The following is a 17,917-nucleotide window of genomic DNA, read 5'->3' as shown; positions in this document are numbered from 1 at the left end:
AGCGGCGCCCGGTCCGGTGCCTGGCGTCAGCGTTGCCGCTGCTGCGGCCGCGGGCGGGTGCCGGGCACGACCTGAATCTCCAGCCGCGTATCGCCGCGCTGCAGCACGAAGGGCGCCGCCGTGCCGGGGCGCAGGGCGGCCACGGTGGTCAGCAGTGCCGAGACGGTCTGGGTGGGCTTGCCGTCCACTTCCACGATCACGTCGCCGGGACGCACGCCGGCCTGCGCTGCGGGGGCGCCCTGCAGCACGCCGGTGATGATGACGCCCTCGGTGGCCTTCACGCCGAAGGTGGCGGCGAGTTCGGGGGAAAGCTCGTTGGGCTCCACGCCGATCCAGCCCCGTGTGACCTGGCCGTCCTTGACGATGCCGTCAAGCACCATCTTGGCGGTGGAAACGGGGATGGCGAAGCCAATACCCATGCTGCCGCCCGAGCGCGAATAAATCGCCGTGTTGATGCCCATCAGGTTGCCGTTCACGTCCACCAGCGCACCGCCCGAGTTGCCTGGATTGATGGCCGCGTCGGTCTGGATGAAGTTCTCGAAGATGTTGATGCCCAGCTGGCTGCGGCCCAGGGCCGACACGATGCCGCTGGTCACCGTTTGGCCCACGCCGAAGGGATTGCCGATGGCCAGTACTTGGTCGCCCACGGCCAGCTGGTCGGATTGGCCCAGCACGATGATCGGCAGCTTGTCCAGGTCGATCTTCAGCACGGCCAGATCGGTGTCCGGGTCGGTGCCGATCACGCGGGCGCGGGCGCGGCGGTTGTCGGTCAGCGTCACCTCGATCTCGTCGGCGCCTTCGACCACATGGTTGTTGGTCAGGATGTAGCCGTCGGTGCTGATGATGACGCCGCTGCCCAGGCCCGTCTGGGCCTGTTGCGCGCCCTGGTCGCCGAAGAAGAACTGGAACCACGGGTCGTTGCTGCGCGGCGTGCGCACGGCCTTGCTGGTGTTGATGCTCACCACCGCCGGCGCGGCCTTGCGCGCTGCGGCGCGGAAGCTGCCGCCCGCTGCCGCCGGCGCCTCTGGCGCTGCCGGCGCTTCCACCAGCGAGACGCCCGCACTGCTGCGCGTAGCGCCGCTGCGGACCCAGCCGGGCTGCAGGGTGGAGACGACGAAATAGGCCGCGACGAGAACCGTCACGGTCTGGGAAAACAGCAGCCAGATACGCTTCATGTTGGAGCAGAAAAAACGGCGAGGGCAACTCGGCGTGAATGGATGGGGAGGGCAGGGCGCTGGCCGGGCAGTGGCGCACGCTGCCGTCATTGTCGCTGCGCCGCCTCCGTCGCTGGTCACGTCCAGGCACAGGCAGGGCCTGCGACTTACCGACACAAGGGTGCCAAGGGTAAACCTCTAGAATGTTGCCCACTGTAACGGCTCCTGCATTTTCGTTCGCCTTTTGCCTCCCGGTCATCCGCCCGGAGCGCGCCTGCCAAGCATCCCCCATCCGGAAAGCCTGCCGAACGACGGCCACGCGCCCCATCCCATGGCGCGTGGCTGGCGCCGCCCTTGGTTTTTGGCAGCCCTGGCTGCCTGCTTTTAGGAACGTTTTGTCCATGACCTCTCAATCCCCGGCGCCGTCCCTGGCGGATGCCGCTCCTGCCCGCCAGCTCACCCGCAAGGACTACCAGACCCTGGGCCTGTCCGCCCTGGGCGGCACGCTGGAGTTCTACGACTTCGTCATCTACGTCTTCTTCGCCGCGGTGCTGAGCGGGCTGTTCTTCCCCGCCGACATGCCCGACTGGCTGCGCCAGCTGCAGACCTTCGGCATCTTTGCAGCGGGCTACCTGGCGCGCCCGCTGGGCGGCATCGTGATCGCGCACTTCGGCGACAAGCTGGGGCGCAAGCGCATGTTCACGCTGTCCATCTTCCTGATGGCCGTGCCCACGCTGGTCATCGGCCTGCTGCCCACCTACGCCAGCATCGGCGTGGCGGCTCCGCTGCTGCTGCTGGCCATGCGCGTGCTGCAGGGCGCTGCCATCGGCGGCGAAATGCCCGGCGCCTGGGTGTTCGTGGCCGAGCACGTGCCCAAGAACCGCTACGGCCTGGGCGTGGGCACGCTCACGGCCGGCATCACGGGCGGCATCCTGCTGGGCTCGCTGGTCGCGATCGCCATCAACCGCAGCTATGCGCCGGCCGAGGTGCGCGAATTCGCCTGGCGCATTCCGTTCATCCTGGGCGGCGTGTTCGGCCTGGTGTCGGTATACCTGCGCCGCTTCCTGCACGAAACGCCCGTGTTCCAGGAACTGGCCGCGCGCCGTGCAGTGGCGCGCGAGCTGCCCGTCAAGACCGTGCTGCGCGAGCACAAGGGCGCCATGGTGCTGGTGGCGCTGATGACCTGGGTGCTGTCCACTGCGGTGGTGGTCGTCGTGCTGATCACTCCCACCTACCTGCAGAAGGTGTTCCAGATACCGGCCACGCTGGCACTGGAAGCCAACGCCGTCGCCACGCTCACGCTCACCATCGGCTGCGTCATCGTCGGCTGGGCCACAGACCGCTTCGGCACGCGTCCGGTCATGCTGCTGGGCTGGGGCGGCCTGGCGCTGAGCAGCTACTGGTTCTACACCCAGCTGCCGGGCACGCCTGCGTCGCTGGTCTTCAACTACGGCCTGATCGGCTTCTTCGTCGGCTCCATCTCGCTGCTGCCCATCGTGGGCGTGCGCGCCTTCCCGCCGGAGGTGCGCTTCACCGGCCTGTCCTTCTCCTACAACATGGCCTATGCCGTGTTCGGCGGCATCACGCCCATCCTGATCACGCTCTGGCAGCAGCACGACGCGCTGGCCAACGCCCACTACGTGGCGGCCATGGGCGTGCTGGGCTTCGTGCTGGGCTTCGTGCCGCTCGCCTCGCGCGGCTGGCAGCCTGCGAAGGCCTGAGCCCGGGCGCTAACGCCTGAGAAGGTGCCTGGGCCTGCCACAATTCTGGCCATGACCCAGTCTGCCTTTTCCCCTTCGCCGACCGGCCCTCACCCGGGGGTCGCCCGGCAGGACCTGCAGCGTGCCTTCGACGCACTGCTGCAGCCCGAGCGCTTCAAGGACTACGGCCCCAACGGCCTGCAGGTCGAGGGCCGGGCCCAGATCAAGCGCCTGGTGAGCGGCGTGACGGCCAGCCTGGCACTGATCGACGCCGCCATCGAGCAGCGGGCTGACGCCATCTTCGTCCATCACGGCCTCTTCTGGCGTGGGCAGGACGGCCGAGTCACCGGCTGGATGAAGCAGCGCCTGCAGCGCCTGCTGGCCCACGACATCAATCTCTTCGCCTACCACCTGCCGCTCGATGCCCATGCCGAGCTGGGCAATAACACGCAGCTCGGGCGCGTGCTGGGCCTCTCGTCGGATGTCCGGTTCGGCGAGCAGGAGCTGGGCCTGGCCGGCACCGCTCGCTTCGCAGACGCGCAAGCCCTGGCACGCCACGTGGAGGCCGCGCTGGGCCGCCCGGTGACGCTGGTGCAGGCCGAGCCGCGCCCGATCACGCGGGTGGCCTGGTGCACCGGCGGGGCGCAGAGCTATTTCGAGGCGGCCATCGCCACGGGGGCTGACGCTTTCATCACCGGCGAGATTTCCGAACCCCAGGCCCACATCGCGCGCGAAACGGGCGTGGCCTTCCTCGCGGCCGGCCACCATGCCACCGAGCGCTACGGCGCGCCGGCCGTGGCAGCGCGGGTGGCGGAGCAGTTCTCGCTGGAGCATGTGTTCATCGATATCGACAACCCGGCCTAAGCGTTTTTGCTATTTAAATGATAGCTTGATGCCCCGATCAAATAAGCGCTGAGAGCTGTTTTGACGTCTTCCTTTCCGAGGCCCGCATGATTTCCCGACCCCCAGCCGCCCTGCAGCCCATCGCCATCACCCAGGGCGATGCCGCGGGCATCGGCCCCGAAATCATCGCCCGGGCCTTCCGCGATGCGCCCGACGCGCTGCGTGGCTGTTTCGTGGTGGGGGACGTCGCTGTGCAGCGGCGAGCCGGCGGCTGTATCCAGCGCGCAGGCGATGCTGCGCTGCCCGTCGCCGCCATCGCCGCGGCCGGGCATGCGCTCGCCGTGCCGCCGCGCTGCGTGCCGGTGCTGCAGCTGCCGGGCCTGCCGACGGAGCCGCCCGCCTTCGGCCGGATCAGCGCCGCAGCCGGGCAGGCCGCGGCCGACTGCGTGGTCTGGGCGGCGCGTGCCGCGTTGCGGGAAGAGGTGGCGGCCGTGGTCACGGCGCCGCTGCACAAGGAGGCGCTCTCCGCCGCCGGCATCGCCTTTCCCGGCCATACCGAACTGCTGCAGGCCGAGGCGGCGCGGCATGCCGGTGTGCCGCTGGCCGAGATGCCGGTGCGCATGATGCTGGCCAGCGACGAGTTGCGCACCGTGCTCGTCAGCATCCACGTGTCGCTGCGCGACGCGCTGTCCGCCGTCACGCAGGGCAATGTGCTGGCCGCGCTGCGCATCACCCACGCCGCTCTCTCGCGCAGCCTGGGCCGGGCGCCGCGCATCGGCGTGGCGGGGCTCAATCCGCATGCGGGCGAGGGGGGGCTCTTCGGGCGCGAGGAGATCGAAACCATCGCCCCGGCGATTCGCGCCGCGCTGGCTGAAGGCATTGATGCGCGCGGCCCCTTCGCGCCCGACACGGTCTTCATGCGCGCGCGCACCACGCCACAGCGCCAGGGGGAGTTCGACGTAGTGCTGGCCATGTACCACGATCAGGGGCTGATCCCGGTCAAGTATCTGGGCGTGGATAAGGGCGTGAACGTGACGCTCGGCCTGCCGCTGGTGCGCACCAGCCCGGACCACGGCACGGCCTTCGACATCGCGGGGCAGGGAGTGGCCGATGCGTCCAGCCTGATCGAGGCGGTTCGCATGGCGCGGCAGCTGTCTTCGCTGCCGGATTGAGGGGTGGGGCCACCCCCCCCAAAAAAAAACGGCCCGCATCGAGCGGGCCGTCTTCTTGGCAGGTGCGCTTGGTGCTTAGCGCGGCCGGTTCAGGCTGTCGCGGATTTCGCGCAGCAGCACGATGTCTTCAGGCGGTGCGGCAGGCGCAGCCGGTGCGGGCGCGGGGGCCTGGCGCTTGAGGCGGTTGATCTGCTTGACCATCATGAAAATGATGAACGCCAGGATCAGGAAGTTCACAGCCACCGTAATGAAATTGCCGTAGGCCAGCACGGGAACGCCCGCTTTTTTCAGCGCGTCCAGCGTATTGGCCGTTCCGGGCGGAACGGCGCCGAGCACGAGGAATAGATTGGAAAAATCGAGCCGGCCAAATACCAACCCCACCACCGGCATGATCAGGTCGCTCACGACCGAGTCCACGATCTTGCCGAATGCACCGCCGATGATGACGCCGACGGCAAGGTCTATCACATTGCCTTTGACGGCGAACTCTTTGAACTCTTGTGCGATGCCCATTTCTCCACTCCTTTGATATAGATGAAAACACTGAAGTATCGGCTGCCCTAACGGGGTGTCCCCCAATGGAATCACCATATTCGCTCCGCTAGAATTTTCGAGGTTAGCCCCAATGGCGAAGTATATCGAGGACCCCATGAGTGAAACTCCAATCGACTCCAGCAAGCGGACGTGGTTGATCGCGTCCGGCTGCGCTGGTGCGGTGGGCGGCGTGGCGACAGCCGTACCGTTCGTGAGCACCTTCCAGCCTTCGGAGCGAGCCAAGGCCGCAGGGGCCCCTGTCGAGGTGGATATCTCGGGATTGAAGCCCGGCGAGAAGATCACCGTGGAATGGCGCGGCAAGCCGGTCTGGATCGTGCGCCGCACGCCAGAGCAGCTGGCTGCGCTGCCCTCGCTCGATCCACAGCTCGCCGACCCGAAGTCCGAGCGCAAGCCGGCAGAGCTCACGCCGCCCTACGCGCGCAACGAGGCCCGTTCGATCAAACCCGAGGTGTTGGTCGCTGTGGGTATCTGCTCGCATCTGGGCTGCTCGCCCTCCGACAAGTTCACACCCGGGGCGCAGCCGTCGCTGCCGGACGACTGGAAGGGCGGCTTCCTCTGCCCCTGTCATGGTTCCACGTTCGACATGGCCGGCCGCGTTTTCAAGAACAAGCCGGCCCCCGACAACCTGGAGGTTCCTCCCCACATGTACCTGTCGGAGACCAAGCTCCTGATCGGTGAAGACAAGAAGGCCTGAGGAACAACCCATGGCTTACCGCGAATTCAAAGACATCTCGCCCAACGCCTCCACGGGCGCCAAGGCGGTCAACTGGCTCGAGAACCGCTTCCCCACGGCCTTTGACGCCTACCGGATGCACATGTCGGAGTATTACGCTCCGAAGAATTTCAACTTCTGGTACATCTTCGGCTCGCTGGCCCTGCTGGTGTTGGTGATCCAGATCGTCACCGGCATCTTCCTGGTGATGCACTACAAGCCCGACGCCAGCAAGGCGTTCGAGTCCGTCGAGTACATCATGCGCGACGTGCCCTGGGGCTGGTTGATCCGCTACATGCATTCCACAGGCGCTTCCGCGTTCTTCGTGGTGGTTTATCTGCACATGTTCCGCGGCTTGCTCTACGGTTCCTACCGCAAGCCGCGCGAGCTGGTCTGGATCTTTGGTTGCGCCATCTTCCTGTGCTTGATGGCCGAGGCCTTCATGGGCTACCTGCTGCCCTGGGGGCAGATGTCGTACTGGGGCGCGCAGGTGATCGTCAACCTGTTCGCCGCCATCCCCTTCGTAGGTCCCGACCTCGCATTGCTGATCCGTGGCGACTATGTGGTGGGCGACGCCACGCTCAACCGCTTCTTCAGCTTCCACGTGATCGCCGTGCCGCTGGTGCTGCTGGGTCTGGTGGTGGCCCACCTGCTGGCGCTGCACGATGTGGGCTCCAACAACCCCGACGGCGTCGAGATCAAGGGCCCCGGCGCCCCCAAGGACGAGCATGGCCACCCGCTGGACGGCATCCCCTTCCATCCGTACTACACGGTGCACGACATCTTCGGCGTGTGCGTGTTCCTGTTCATCTTCTCGGCCGTGATCTTCTTCGCGCCCGAGTTCGGTGGCTATTTCCTCGAATACAACAATTTCATTCCTGCCGACCCGCTGAAGACGCCGGCCCACATCGCGCCGGTCTGGTACTTCACGCCGTTCTATTCGATGCTGCGCGCCATCACCAGCGAGATGATGTATGCGCTCATCGCCTGCGTGGTGCTGGCCGTGGGGCTGGCGGTGCTCCGTGGCCGGCTGGCCGGCTTCGTCAAGGGCGCGCTGGTGCTGGTGGCGGCTGTGGCGGTGGCGCTCATGCTGTCCATTGACGCCAAGTTCTGGGGCGTGGTGGTGATGGGTGGGGCCGTGATCATCCTGTTCTTCCTCCCCTGGCTGGACATGAGCCCGGTGAAGTCCATCCGCTACCGGCCGGACTGGCACAAGTATCTCTATGCCGTGTTCGTGGTCAACTTCGTGGTGCTGGCCTATCTGGGTGTGCAGCCGCCCTCGCCGATCGGCGAGCGCGTGTCTCAGGTCGGAACCCTGTTCTACTTCGGCTTCTTCCTTCTCATGCCGTGGTGGAGCCGTCTGGGCACGCCCAAGCCGGTGCCTGACCGGGTGACCTTCACCCCGCATTGAGCGTGTGCAGCCTGCTCGAAGAAACATCCCCATGAAAAAAATCATCCTCACGCTGATCGCCGCACTGGGTCTGCTCACGGGCGCGCAGGCGGCCGAAGGCGGTATCGCCTGGGACAAAGCGCCCAACCGCACCAACGACACCGCATCGCTGCAAAACGGTGCGAAGCTGTTCGTCAACTACTGCCTGAACTGCCATTCCGCAGCTTCCATGCGCTACAACCGCCTGCAGGACATCGGCCTGACCGAGCAGCAGATCAAGGACAACCTGCTGTTCACCACCGACAAGGTGGGCGAGACCATGAAGTCCGCGATTGATCCGCGCCAGGCCAAGGAGTGGTTCGGCGGCAACCCGCCCGATCTGACCGTGATTGCTCGTTCGCGCGCTGGCCACGGCGGCACGGGTGCGGACTATCTCTACACCTTCCTGCGCACTTTCTACCGCGACGACACCAAGGCGACCGGCTGGAACAATCTGGCGTTCCCGAGCGTGGGCATGCCCCATGTGCTGTGGCAATTGCAGGGCGATCGCCGCCCGATTTTCGAAGAACAGCAAAGCCACGGCCACCCGATCCAGGTCTTCAAAGGATGGGAGCAGATCACGGCTGGTACCATGTCGCCCCTGCAGTACGACCAAGCCGTGGGTGATCTCGTCAACTATCTGCAGTGGATGGGGGAGCCGGCGCAAAATACGCGGGTTCGCGTGGGCGTCTGGGTTCTGATATTCCTGGGTGTTTTCACGGTCATCGCCTGGAGGCTCAATGCGGCCTTCTGGAAAGACGTCAAGTAACCGCTAGACTCTTTGCCGCGCTTTAGGGCGCGGCCACGCTTTTACAGAGTGGGCGCGAGAGCGCCCACTCTTTTGATTTTTAGGAGCTTCTCACCATGATGGTGCTTTATTCGGGTACGACCTGCCCCTTCTCCCATCGCTGCCGTTTCGTCCTGTTCGAAAAGGGCATGGACTTCGAAATCCGCGATGTGGACCTGTACAACAAGCCCGAAGACATCAGCGTGATGAACCCCTACGGCCAGGTGCCCATCCTGGTCGAGCGCGATCTCATCCTGTACGAGTCGAACATCATCAACGAGTACATCGACGAGCGCTTCCCCCATCCCCAGCTGATGCCTGGCGACCCGGTGGACCGTGCCCGCGTGCGCCTGTTCCTGCTCAACTTCGAAAAGGAACTCTTCGTTCACGTCAACAGCCTCGAATCCCGTGCCACCAAGGGTAACGAGAAGGCGCTGGAAAAGGCCCGCGCCCACATTCGCGACCGTCTGACGCAACTGGCGCCCGTGTTCCTGAAGAACAAATACATGCTGGGCGAGAACTTCTCCATGCTGGACGTGGCCATCGCGCCTCTGCTCTGGCGCCTGGACTACTACGGCATCGACCTGTCCAAGAACGCGGCACCGCTGCTGAAGTACGCCGAGCGCATCTTCTCGCGTCCGGCCTACATCGAAGCGCTCACGCCCTCCGAAAAGGTCATGCGCAAGTAATTCGCGCCTCCAGCCACTTTTCCCGTATCTCGCAGACATGATGAATGCCCAGGACTCCACTTCCACGCGCCCGTACCTGATCCGGGCGCTCTATGAGTGGTGTACCGACCATGGCTTTACGCCCTATGTCGCCGTGCGCGTGGACGACTCCGTCCAGGTGCCGCGCGAATACGTGAAGGATGGCGAGATCGTGCTGAACATCAGCTACGACGCCACCAGCGCGCTGCAGCTCGGCAACGACTTCATCGAGTTCAAGGCGCGCTTTGGTGGCAAGCCCCGCGACATCATGGTGCCGGTGGGGCGCGTGATCGCCATCTATGCCCGTGAGAACGGGCAGGGCATGGCATTCCCGCCGCCGGTCGATGCTTTGGTGGATGGGCCATCTGCTGCTGCCGCACTGTCCAACGCGTCGGAATCGCCTTCACCGACTGATGCCGCCGAGCCCTCCGGGGACCGGGTGGTTCAGCTCGTGACGCCCGAATCCGCCGTCGAGGGTGATCATGGAGGCGCCGAGCCTCCCCGGCCACCCGCAGGCGGCGGATCGCGCCCGGCGCTCAAGCGCGTCAAGTGATGCGAGGGCGGGGCGTTCGCTTGCCCGCTGCTCCTTCATTTCCCTTCTTCGGACTGCATCTTTTGCGCGGCTAGAATGCAGCCTTCGCCGATTTAGCTCAGTTGGTAGAGCAACCGCCTTGTAAGCGGTAGGTCGTCAGTTCGATCCCGACAATCGGCACCAATTTCCTGTGTCTCCGCCCCGTTCGCCTTGGCGCGAAGCACCTGAACCTTGCTGAGCTCAGGTTTGAATTTTGAGGCGGATGGCGTTAACCTCCCACCCCTTGGTGCGCAGGTGCGCCTCGAATGCCGGCAGCAATTGCCGCACCTTCGCCGCCGCGGCATTGCCGCGAACCAGCAGGCACCAGGACGTCCCATCGATAGGGCCGGCCTGCAGGTGGGGTCGAAGTCCCGGTGGAATCAGTTTTTCAATCGCCCGCAGCCTGGCGCTGGAGTCCCGTGTGAGCGACGTCAGCGCTGCCAGCGTGGGTGAATCCTGAGTGGCCTGTTGCAGCGTGATGGCGTGGTGACGACGGGACATGGCATGGCGCCGGCAGGCGCGGAGGCTACTGAGTGCATGTGATTATTACGGACGCCCGGCTGGCCCGCAGCCGCGCGATACATCTCTCCGGTCTGCAACTGGTCATGGCGGCGCTGCTTGCGGCTTTCATCCTGATGGTCCTGGCTGCGGCGATGTACCACTGGATCTTTGTGCGCGGCGCGCGCGAGGCCTGGCCGGGCGGCGGCCCGCAGGCTCAGCAGGTTGGCATTGGCGGTGACTCGATGGGTCAGGAGCGCTTCATGCGTGCCAATCTTGACGCCATGGCTCGCAAAGTGGGCGAGATGCAGGCGCGTGTCATGCAGCTGGAATCGCTGGGCGATCGCGTGATGGGGCTGGCCGGCATGCCGCCGGTGAGCACTGCCAAGCCGGCAGGACAGGGCGGTGCCCTGGTGTCGGGCCGTCCGCTGAGCATGATGGAGCTGCAAAAGACGCTGGACGACCTGGCGAAGCTCACGGACCAGCGCGTCGATCTCATGACCGTCGTCGAGTCGCGCCTCTTTGAGCAGCAGGTGCTCAAACGCATGATTCCCACGCAGGCCCCGGTGCCCGACCGGCCGGCCGGCTCGCCTTTCGGCTGGCGCATCGACCCGCTGACCGGCCAATCCGCCCTGCACACGGGGCTCGATTTCCCTGCCGATACCGGGACCTCGATTCTGGCAGCCGCCGGCGGCGTGGTGGTCACGCAGGAATACCACCCGGCTTACGGCAACATGATCGAGATCGACCACGGCAACCAGCTGCTCACTCGCTACGCCCATGCGTCCAGGGTGTGGGTGAAGCGGGGTGACCTGGTCAAGCGGGGCCAGAAGATCGCCAGTGTGGGCACCAGTGGCCGTTCGACGGGCCCCCATCTGCACTTTGAGGTGCTGGTGCAGGGCGTGCCGCAGGATCCACAGAAATTCCTCGTTGCCGGCGGCCCTGGCGCGGGCACGGCGGTCGCTGCGGCGCAGCTTGGCGCCGGCCCGGGCGCCCGGCCTGCGCCTGGCAGGTAAAATCGGTCTCCGGATGTCTGCCGCCCGGTTGCGAAAGTACTTGCAAACCTCGGCGGCGCCTTCACCTGAACTCACTTCTTCTTAGGGATTCTGGTCGCCCTGCCGCCAACCCGGCGCGCAGTGCGGTCCTGTTCGCATGGCCACCAACTTCCTCACCAAATTATTCGGCAGCCGCAACGACCGGCTGCTCAAGCAATATCGCAAGACGGTCGCGCGCATCAATGCGATGGAGCCGGAGTACGAGAAGCTGAGTGACGATGCACTGCGCGCGAAGACGCAGGAATTCAAGGAGCGCGCCGCCCGTGGCGAGTCGCTCGACGACCTGCTGCCCGAGGCTTTCGCCGTCGTTCGTGAGGGCTCCAAGCGCATCATGAAGATGCGCCATTTCGACGTCCAGATGCTGGGCGGCATGGCACTGCACTTTGGCAAGATCGCTGAAATGCGCACCGGCGAAGGCAAAACGCTGACCGCCACCCTGCCCGTGTACCTGAACGCCCTCTCGGGCAAGGGCGTGCATGTGGTCACGGTGAACGACTACCTCGCCAACCGCGACGCGCAATGGATGGGCCGTCTCTACAATTTCCTCGGCCTCACGGTGGGCATCAACCTGCCGAACATGCCGCGCGAGGAAAAGCAGGCGGCCTACGCGGCTGACATCACTTACGGCACGAACAACGAATACGGCTTCGATTACCTGCGCGACAACATGGTCTACGAGGCCAAGGACCGTGTGCAGAAGGTGCTCAATTTCGCCATCGTCGACGAGGTGGATTCCATCCTGATCGACGAGGCCCGCACCCCGCTCATCATCAGTGGCCAGGCCGAAGACCACACGCCGATGTACCTGGCGATGAACGACGTGGTGCCGGCGCTGGTGCGTCAGGAAGGCGAAGCCGATCCGCGCACGGGCGAAGGCGTCACCAAGCCCGGCGACTTCACCATCGACGAGAAGAGCCGCCAGGTCTTCCTGACCGAGCAGGGCCATGAAACCGCCGAGCGCCTGCTGGCCAGCCGCGGCCTCATCGCCGAAGGTGCGTCGCTCTACGACCCGGCCAACATCTCGCTGATGCACCACCTGTATGCGGCGCTGCGGGCCAACCACCTCTACCACCGCGACCAGCATTACGTCGTGCAGAACGGCGAGATCGTCATCGTGGACGAGTTCACCGGCCGCCTCATGGCCGGCCGCCGCTGGAGCGAAGGCTTGCACCAGGCCGTGGAGGCCAAGGAAAAAGTGGAGATCCAGGCCGAGAACCAGACGCTGGCCTCGATCACCTTCCAAAACTATTTCCGTCTCTACGGCAAGCTGGCGGGCATGACGGGCACGGCCGACACCGAGGCCTACGAATTCCAGGAAATCTATGGCCTGGAAACCGTGGTGATCCCGCCCAACCGCCCGAGCAAGCGTGACGACCAGCTCGACCGCGTCTACAAGACCACCCGAGAGAAGTACGAAGCGGCCATCAAGGACATCCGCGAATGCCACGAGCGCGGCCAGCCCGTGCTGGTGGGCACTACCTCGATCGAGAACTCCGAGATCATCGACCAGCTGCTCAACAAGGAAGGCCTGCCGCACCAGGTGCTGAACGCCAAGCAGCACGCCCGCGAGGCCGACATCGTGGCCCAGGCCGGCCGCGCCGGCATGATCACCATCGCCACCAACATGGCGGGGCGCGGCACCGACATCGTGCTGGGCGGCAACATCGAAAAGGACCTGGCTGCCATCGAGCAGGACGAGTCGCTGGACGATGCCACCAAGCAGGCCCGCGTGGCCGAGCTGCGCGAGCAGTGGAAGCTTGACCACGAGAAGGTGCGCGAGCTGGGCGGCCTGCGCATTATCGCCACCGAGCGCCATGAGTCGCGCCGTATCGACAACCAGCTGCGGGGCCGTTCGGGCCGCCAAGGCGATCCGGGCTCGTCCCGTTTCTACCTGAGCCTGGACGATGCGCTGATGCGGATCTTCGCGGGCGACCGGGTCAAGTCCATCATGGACCGCCTGAAGATGCCCGACGGCGAAGCCATCGAGGCCGGCATCGTCACGCGCAGCATCGAGTCAGCGCAGCGCAAGGTGGAAGCGCGCAACTTCGACATCCGCAAGCAGCTGCTGGAATACGACGATGTTTCGAACGATCAGCGCAAGGTGATCTACCAGCAGCGCAACGAGATCCTGGATGCAGCGGAACTCTCCGGCCTGATCGAGGCCATGCGCGACGACTGCCTGACCGACCTGGTGCGGCAGTACGTACCGGCCGAGTCGGTGGAAGAGCAGTGGGACCTGCCGACGCTCGAGCGGGTGCTGAACGATGACTGGCAGCTCTCGCTGCCCCTGCAGCAGGAAGTGGAGGGCGCTGAAGCCATCACCGACGACGAGATCCTCGAAAAGGTGCTGGGCGCTGCACGCGAGTCCTTCGCTGCCAAGCTCGCCGTGGTGGGCGAAGCCAACTTCACGCAGTTCGAGCGCATGGTGCTTTTGCAGAGCTTCGACACCAACTGGCGTGATCATCTGAGCGCGCTGGACTACCTGCGCCAGGGCATCCACCTGCGCGGCTATGCGCAGAAGCAGCCCAAGCAGGAATACAAGCGCGAGGCGTTCGAACTCTTCCGGCAGCTCATCGATCAGGTCAAGAACGAAGTGACCAAGGTGTTGATGACGGTGCAGGTGCAGACCAGCGCCCAGCTCGACGAAGCGGCCGAAGCGCTGGAAAGCCGCGGCGAGAACATCGCCAACGTGACCTACACCGCCCCCACTGAGACCGGCGAAGTCGAGACCGTGGTGGACGAGCACACCGTGCGGCCGGACGACGATGTCCAGGCGGGCGGCGTGCGCGTGGGCCGCAACGACCCCTGCCCCTGCGGCAGCGGCAAGAAGTACAAGCAATGCCATGGCAAGCTGGCCTGAGCTGGCAGCCGAGGCCTCGCCCCCGGTGCGTCATCGGAAGGCAGTGTTGAACGATTGACGCAAGACACGACACGGGCCACGGCCCGTGTTGTCGTTTCCGGACATTCATTTTTCTGATAATCGACGGCTTCTTCGCCAAGGAAACCCCTCCCATGCCCGTGAATCTCTCCGCCCCCGTGGCTTCTGAACTGCACCCCGTCGCCGGCGTGCGCATCGGCGTTGCCGAAGCTGGCGTGCGCAAGGCCCACCGCAAGGACCTGACCGTCTTCCTGCTGGACGAAGGCGCCACGGTGGCCGGCGTGTTCACGCAGAACCGCTTCTGCGCCGCGCCCGTGCAGGTCTGCCGCGAGCATCTGCAGGGCAGCCAGGCGATCCGCGCCATGGTCATCAACACCGGCAATGCCAATGCCGGCACCGGCGCCGACGGCCTGCAGCGCGCGCGTTCCACCTGCGCGGCGCTGGCCGGCCAGCTGGGCTTCTCGCCCGAGCAGATCCTGCCGTTCTCCACCGGCGTCATCATGGAGCCGCTGCCGACCGAGCGCATTGCCGCAGCGCTGCCCGCTGCCCTGGCCGATGCGCAGCCCGCCCACTGGGGCCGCGCCGCCGAAGGCATCATGACCACCGACACGCTGCCCAAGGCCTTCAGCCGCCAGCTGCAGCTGGGCGGCCGGACGGTGACCATCACCGGCATCTCCAAGGGGGCCGGCATGATCCGCCCGAACATGGCGACCATGCTGGGCTTTCTGGCCACCGACGCGGCCATCGCGCCGGAATTGGTGCAGCCGCTGGTGCGCGAGCTGGCCGACCAGTCGTTCAACCGCGTGACCATCGACGGCGACACCTCCACCAACGATTCCTTCATGCTCGTGGCCACGCACAAGGCCGGCAATGCGCCTGTGACGTCGCTGGATAGCGCCGACGGCGCGGCCCTGAAGCAGGCCCTGCTGGCCGTGGCGCAGCAGCTGGCCCAGGCCATCGTGCGCGATGGCGAGGGTGCGACCAAGTTCATCACCGTGCGCGTCGAAGGCGGCCGCAATGGCGATGAATGTCGCAAGGTGGCCTATGCCATCGCCCATTCGCCCCTGGTCAAGACGGCTTTCTTTGCCAGCGACCCGAACCTGGGGCGCATCCTGGCGGCTGTCGGCTATGCCGGCATCGACGACCTCGATCAGACCGGCATCGATCTCTTCCTGGACGACGTCCACGTGGCCGTGCAGGGCGGCCGCAACCCCGACTACCGCGAGGAAGACGGCCAGCGCGTGATGAAGCAAAGCGAGATCACGGTGCGCGTGGTGCTGGGCCGCGGCGACGCCGCCGATACCGTGTGGACCTGCGACCTGAGCCACGACTACGTCACCATCAACGCCGACTACCGCTCGTGAAGCGGGGCAGGGGCAGGCAGCGCTGTTGCCGGGCCCCTGCACATCCAAGGACTCCATGAACGAAGCATTCGCACACCTGCTGCTACGTGCCGAGCAGCTGATCACCCGCATCGAGGCGGTGCTGCCACAGCCGCTGTCGGCGCCCGAGTGGACGCCGGGCACCATCGCCTGGCGCTACCGCAAGCGCAGCAGCGGCCACGGCGTGCTGGAGCCGGTTCGCCATGTCGCCGGCCTGCAACTGGACGACCTGAAGGAAATCGACGCGCAGAAAGAGAAGATCCAGCGCAACACCCAGCAGTTCGTGGACGGCAAGCCGGCCAACAACGTGCTGCTGACCGGTGCGCGCGGCACGGGCAAGTCCTCGCTCATCAAGGCCTGCCTGAACACCTATGCGCCCGAGGGCCTGCGCCTGATCGAGGTGGACAAGGCGGACCTGACCGACCTGCCCGACATCGTCGAGGTGGTTTCGGGTCGCCCAGAGAAGTTCATCGTCTATTGCGACGACCTGAGCTTCGACGAGGGTGAGGCCGGCTACAAGGCGCTCAAGTCCATCCTGGACGGCACCATCGCTGCCGCTACACCCAACGTGCTGATCTACGCGACCAGCAACCGTCGCCACCTGTTGCCCGAATACATGAAGGAGAACCTCGGCTACACCCACACCGAAGACGGCGAGGTGCATCCGGGCGAGGCGGTGGAAGAGAAGATTTCGCTGTCCGAGCGTTTCGGGCTCTGGGTCAGCTTCTACCCGTTCAGCCAGCAGGAATACCTGGCCATCGTGGCGCAGTGGCTAGGCTCGCTGGGCGTGGCGACGACCGATATCGAACGGGCCCGGCCCGAGGCCCTGGTGTGGGCGCTGGAGCGCGGTTCGCGCAGTGGGCGCGTGGCCTACCAGTTCGCACGCGACTTCGCCGGGAGGCTGGCCGATGCCTGAAGCGCAGACCTCTGGTACGCAACCCGTGCGCAAGCACACCGAGGTGGCCGTGGGCATCCTGATCCGCGCCGACGGCGCCCTGCTGCTCTCCACCCGGCCCGCCGGCAAGCCCTACGACGGCTACTGGGAGTTCCCGGGCGGCAAGATCGAGGCTGGCGAGACGGTGGAAGAGGCGCTGCGCCGCGAACTCATCGAGGAGTTGGGCGTGACCATTGGCAGCGCCGACGTCTGGAAGGTGACCGAGCACGACTATCCGCACGCGCTGGTGCGGCTGCACTGGTGCAAGGTGCGGGAATGGATGGGGGACTTCGAGATGCGCGAAGGCCAGACCATGGCCTGGCAACACTGGCCGCTCACCGTGTCGCCGGTGTTGCCGGGTGCGATTCCGGTGCTCGCATGGCTGGCCGAAGAGCGTGGCGTGACCTTCGATCCGGCCTCGCTGAGTTATCAAAAATGATAGCGAAAGGCACTTGATCCGCCTGCGCTGGAGGCCAATTGGCCCCGCCGTATCACGGTATCAAGCGTGGATCGCCGAAGGCCGCGTCGTCCGGCGGCGCTTCGGTGGGCATGCGGAATTCTTCGCTGGCCCAGGCGCCCAGGTCGATCTGCTTGCAGCGCTCGCCGCAGAAGGGGCGAAAGCGGTTGGCGCTGCCGTAGAGGCTGCGCCCGCCGCACTGGGGGCAGGTGACCCAGCGGGCGGCCGGGTTTGCGGTAGCGGAAGCCTACTGCTGCGCAGGCGTGGGATGTTGTCGGGCCATGGGCGTATTGTCTCGGAAGCGCGGCGCACGCGCTGTCTTCAGGCGCAGAGCGTGAGTTCGAACGCGGCGTCGTCGGTGCAGGACTGCAGCTTGCCGGTGGCGTCCGGGCGCATCAGGCGCACGGAGACGATCAGCCGGTTGCCGCTGATCTCCGGGATGAGCCCCAGGTCGGGGTCGATGCGCAGCCGCAGCAGCTGGAAGGTGCGCCCCTGCGGCAGGGTCTGCTGGAACTGTCCGTGGTCGGCCGCCACCCTCTGCGGCATGCCCGAATCGCGCAGCATCTTGAGCAGCACGAAGACGGATTCGGCCAGCGGCGCCAGGTGCGAGGTCCAGCCTTCCAGATCCTGCTGGCGCTGCTCCGGCGCATGGTGCTGCCAGGCGTAGTAGGCCGGCAGGTCGAAGCCGCAGGTGCCGCCCGGAATGCCGACGCGGCTGCGGATGCTCATCAGCCAGTCGTTCTCGGAAAGCGCGTGGCCGGCCTTGCCGTGCTGCGCGTTCAGCGCGGCGAAACAGTGGTCGATCTGGCCGATGACGCCGTCGAGCACGTCCTGGGAAATCGAGGGATTGCCGCGGTAGCTGTCGAGCTGCTGCTTGTTCCTTTCGAGGTCCTTGAGCACGTCGGACTTGAGATCGGCGCGGGCAGCGACGTCCATGATCTCGAAGATGGTCACCAGCGCGTAGTGGTGATCGAGCGGATGGGCTCGCGGAATCAGCTCGCCCAGGCGGCGGAACAGCTGCTCGAGCCGCAGATAGGTTCTCAGGCGTTCGTTGAAAGGATATTCGTAAAGGATCACGCTGCT

General features: G+C 65.7%; 17 protein-coding genes, 1 tRNA gene and 1 pseudogene. 14 read left to right on the top strand and 5 right to left on the bottom strand.

What is annotated here, in order from left to right:
- Positions 1-26: 26 nt before the first annotated feature.
- On the bottom strand, positions 27-1,175 hold the full coding sequence (locus tag AC3A84_RS10420) for a S1C family serine protease (protein WP_343590625.1): 1,149 nt from the start codon (positions 1,173-1,175) through the stop codon (positions 27-29).
- 380 nt (positions 1,176-1,555) lie between these two features.
- Between AC3A84_RS10420 and AC3A84_RS10415 the strand changes: the two genes are divergently transcribed.
- The 3 genes from AC3A84_RS10415 (at position 1,556) to pdxA (ending at position 4,869) form a co-directional block, all read left to right on the top strand.
- Positions 1,556-2,875: an MFS transporter gene (locus AC3A84_RS10415; RefSeq protein WP_487969552.1), complete on the top strand. Its 1,320-nt coding sequence runs from the start codon at positions 1,556-1,558 to the stop codon at positions 2,873-2,875.
- Between the two features lie 51 nt (positions 2,876-2,926).
- Positions 2,927-3,718, top strand: coding sequence for a Nif3-like dinuclear metal center hexameric protein (locus AC3A84_RS10410; protein ID WP_487969551.1), 792 nt, complete (start codon positions 2,927-2,929; stop codon positions 3,716-3,718).
- Positions 3,719-3,804: 86 nt separating this feature from the next.
- A complete protein-coding gene (pdxA, locus tag AC3A84_RS10405; RefSeq protein WP_487969550.1) occupies positions 3,805-4,869 on the top strand; it encodes a 4-hydroxythreonine-4-phosphate dehydrogenase PdxA in 1,065 nt (354 codons plus the stop codon).
- Between the two features lie 75 nt (positions 4,870-4,944).
- Here pdxA and mscL read toward each other — a convergent pair whose 3' ends face one another.
- The gene (mscL, locus tag AC3A84_RS10400) at positions 4,945-5,382 is read right to left on the bottom strand and encodes a large conductance mechanosensitive channel protein MscL (protein ID WP_288509674.1); all 438 of its coding nucleotides are present in this window, start codon (positions 5,380-5,382) and stop codon (positions 4,945-4,947) included.
- A 136-nt stretch (positions 5,383-5,518) separates the two neighbouring features.
- Between mscL and petA the strand changes: the two genes are divergently transcribed.
- The 6 genes from petA (at position 5,519) to AC3A84_RS10370 (ending at position 9,774) form a co-directional block, all read left to right on the top strand.
- Complete coding sequence (gene petA / locus AC3A84_RS10395; RefSeq protein WP_487969549.1) at positions 5,519-6,118, top strand: ubiquinol-cytochrome c reductase iron-sulfur subunit; 600 nt, start codon at positions 5,519-5,521, stop codon at positions 6,116-6,118.
- A gap of 10 nt (positions 6,119-6,128) precedes the next feature.
- A complete protein-coding gene (locus tag AC3A84_RS10390; RefSeq protein WP_487969548.1) occupies positions 6,129-7,547 on the top strand; it encodes a cytochrome b in 1,419 nt (472 codons plus the stop codon).
- A 31-nt stretch (positions 7,548-7,578) separates the two neighbouring features.
- On the top strand, positions 7,579-8,334 hold the full coding sequence (locus tag AC3A84_RS10385; protein WP_487969547.1) for a cytochrome c1: 756 nt from the start codon (positions 7,579-7,581) through the stop codon (positions 8,332-8,334).
- A 95-nt stretch (positions 8,335-8,429) separates the two neighbouring features.
- Complete coding sequence (locus AC3A84_RS10380) at positions 8,430-9,041, top strand: glutathione S-transferase N-terminal domain-containing protein (RefSeq protein ID WP_092942319.1); 612 nt, start codon at positions 8,430-8,432, stop codon at positions 9,039-9,041.
- 40 nt (positions 9,042-9,081) lie between these two features.
- On the top strand, positions 9,082-9,612 hold the full coding sequence (locus AC3A84_RS10375; RefSeq protein ID WP_487969701.1) for a ClpXP protease specificity-enhancing factor: 531 nt from the start codon (positions 9,082-9,084) through the stop codon (positions 9,610-9,612).
- An 86-nt stretch (positions 9,613-9,698) separates the two neighbouring features.
- Positions 9,699-9,774, top strand: a tRNA-Thr gene (locus tag AC3A84_RS10370).
- A 57-nt stretch (positions 9,775-9,831) separates the two neighbouring features.
- Here the strand turns inward: AC3A84_RS10370 and AC3A84_RS10365 are convergent.
- Positions 9,832-10,131: a hypothetical protein gene (locus AC3A84_RS10365; RefSeq protein ID WP_487969546.1), complete on the bottom strand. Its 300-nt coding sequence runs from the start codon at positions 10,129-10,131 to the stop codon at positions 9,832-9,834.
- A gap of 32 nt (positions 10,132-10,163) precedes the next feature.
- Between AC3A84_RS10365 and AC3A84_RS10360 the strand changes: the two genes are divergently transcribed.
- From AC3A84_RS10360 to AC3A84_RS10340, 5 genes are all read left to right on the top strand, one after another.
- Entirely contained in the window at positions 10,164-11,144 is a 981-nt protein-coding gene (locus AC3A84_RS10360) for a M23 family metallopeptidase (RefSeq protein WP_487969545.1), read from the top strand.
- 136 nt (positions 11,145-11,280) lie between these two features.
- Positions 11,281-14,043: a preprotein translocase subunit SecA gene (secA, locus tag AC3A84_RS10355; protein WP_487969544.1), complete on the top strand. Its 2,763-nt coding sequence runs from the start codon at positions 11,281-11,283 to the stop codon at positions 14,041-14,043.
- A gap of 152 nt (positions 14,044-14,195) precedes the next feature.
- Positions 14,196-15,425, top strand: a complete 1,230-nt coding sequence (gene argJ / locus AC3A84_RS10350) for a bifunctional glutamate N-acetyltransferase/amino-acid acetyltransferase ArgJ (protein ID WP_487969543.1) — start codon at positions 14,196-14,198, stop codon at positions 15,423-15,425.
- Between the two features lie 55 nt (positions 15,426-15,480).
- Positions 15,481-16,359 (top strand): ATP-binding protein, encoded by an 879-nt coding sequence (locus AC3A84_RS10345; protein WP_487969542.1) that lies wholly within the window; start codon positions 15,481-15,483, stop codon positions 16,357-16,359.
- Positions 16,352-16,816: an NUDIX domain-containing protein gene (locus AC3A84_RS10340; protein WP_487969541.1), complete on the top strand. Its 465-nt coding sequence runs from the start codon at positions 16,352-16,354 to the stop codon at positions 16,814-16,816. Before AC3A84_RS10345 ends, AC3A84_RS10340 begins: the two co-directional genes overlap by 8 nt.
- Before the next feature lie 52 nt (positions 16,817-16,868).
- Here AC3A84_RS10340 and AC3A84_RS10335 read toward each other — a convergent pair.
- Positions 16,869-17,063, bottom strand: a pseudogene (locus AC3A84_RS10335) (DNA gyrase inhibitor YacG); the annotation flags it as partial.
- 92 nt (positions 17,064-17,155) lie between these two features.
- A complete protein-coding gene (gene zapD / locus AC3A84_RS10330) occupies positions 17,156-17,911 on the bottom strand; it encodes a cell division protein ZapD (protein WP_092942345.1) in 756 nt (251 codons plus the stop codon).
- Between the last annotated feature and the right edge of the window lie 6 nt (positions 17,912-17,917).

The sequence above is a fragment of the Paracidovorax sp. genome, assembly GCF_057642795.1.
This window is presented reverse-complemented; position numbering and strand designations above follow the sequence as displayed.